Raw genomic sequence first — 1,476 nt, forward strand, 5'->3', positions numbered from 1 at the left:
CTTCATTCGGGCGGTTCAACCAGGAAGGATCCGCTCATGCATTGCGTCTCCGCTCCATCCATCGTTCGTCGCGCGGCCCTCGCCACCGCCGTTGGCCTCCTCGGCTCTCCAGCCTTGGCCCAGTCCCTGACAGAGGTCTGGCGACTTGAGGGCCTCGCCTCGCCCGAATCCGCTTACTTCGATGAGGCCACTGGGCAGATCGTCGTTTCGCAGATGGGGGTCTTCGATCCCGACGGCAAGCTCGCCCTAATCTCGCCCGAAGGCGAGAAGATCGAGGCCAGTTGGGTGACGGGTCTCATCGACCCGAAGGGCATGGCCAGCTTTGATGGCCGCCTCTACGTGGCGGACGCGGACGGGTTGCATGTGATCGACATGGCGTCGGGCCAGCAATCGGGCCTCATCGAGATGCCCGATGCCGTGTTCCTCAACGATGTGGCCGTGGGCGAGGACGGCACGGTCTATGTGAGCGACATGATCGCGGGCGCGATCTACCGGCTGCAAGGCGACGCCCTGGACCAAGTCGTTGCGGCGGGCGGCATCTCACTGCCCAACGGACTTCTGGTCCAGGATGGCTCTCTCCTCGTCGGATCCTTCGGCGAAGGGCTGAACGAGGACGCCTCTGTGGAGACCGCCGGCGGCCTCCTGACACTTGACCTGGCGAGTGGTGCCGTGACCCCTGTAGCCGGCACCGAGGCGAGCGGGAGCGTGGACGGGATCGTCACCCTGGGGGACTGGGTGATCTACGACGACTATCAGACGGGGCGCATCCTGGGTTGGCACGATGGCCAACTGACGCCCTTGGCCGAGACTGCACCCACCGCAGCCGACCTCGGCACGGCCGGAGAGCTTCTGCTGGTCCCCATCACGGCCACGGGTGAGCTTGTTGCTTACCGGCTTACGCACGGCTGAGGGAGATTTCAGGAGGCGGCGGTAGAGCCCAGCATAGTCAGGGCAGGGGCGGCATGCGGCGTCAGGATTGGCAGGGGTGGGAGGCCCGGGGCCTTTCTCGGCAATACAAAGGCGCGCAAGAGCGCTTCGCACACATTCCCAAATCTCGTTTACTTCATTCGCAAGAAGCTGTTGAGGCGCCTCTCGACGAAACGTAGAAGGTGACGTGTCTGCCAGATGAAAGCGATCGAAGTCTGGAGGCAGTTGTCGAAGACGGAGACCCTCCATGGGCTTTGTTGCATAATCGAAGAAGTCGTCGATCCTAGCAGCCTATACGCCTGTTCCTTGCACCCCTGGATACGCAAGTCTGTGCGACCAAGCCTGCTTGGCGCGCAACGTTCTTCGATTATGCAACAAAGCCCAGTTCTTCCGTGCGGGAGGCGCGGGCCTGATCCGGAGAGGCATGCGCCATTTGACGGGCTCGGAATCGGCGGAGCGACAGCCGTGCCGTCTCGTAGGCAGTGCGATAGCTGTCATACCACCGAGCTCATGATCTGACGCATGGCAGCGAGGACGCATCCGGTCCGT

1 protein-coding gene is annotated in these 1,476 nt (G+C 63.1%); it reads left to right on the top strand.

Annotation, left to right across the window (positions count from 1 at the left end; translation table 11 throughout):
• Positions 1-909, top strand: a 909-nt coding sequence (locus AC5JLB_RS01130; protein ID WP_495872015.1) for an SMP-30/gluconolactonase/LRE family protein, incomplete at its 5' end; no start/stop codon positions are given.
• Positions 910-1,476: the final 567 nt, after the last annotated feature.

This window comes from Myxacorys chilensis (genome assembly GCF_059505265.1).